Source organism: Bradyrhizobium sp. Crot121 (assembly GCF_059512385.1).
The window spans coordinates 1-212 of the sequence record NZ_JCAMOR010000599.1; the positions used below are offsets into that span (position 1 = coordinate 1).

Genomic DNA, 212 nt, shown 5'->3' on the forward strand with positions numbered 1-212 from the left:
TAGGACGCGACATAGGTGGTGTTGGCGGCGATCGAGACCGGCGTCGCCAAGGGCACGGTCTGCCAGCCGCTTGCGGTGGTGTTGGTGAAGGTGGCGCTGGCAAGCTTGGTGCCGGTCGAGCTCCACAGATCGAGAAGATCGGTGCCGGTATCGCCGGGACTGCGGTAGAATTTGAGCGCGGTGATCTGGCCGGCAGTGGACGAGGTGAACTT

1 protein-coding gene is annotated in these 212 nt (G+C 63.7%); it reads right to left on the bottom strand.

The genetic code is table 11. The annotated features are described in order from the left end of the window. A partial coding sequence (locus AC5ZGW_RS48040) for a DUF4082 domain-containing protein (protein WP_496114382.1) occupies positions 1 to 212 on the bottom strand: 212 nt, incomplete at both ends.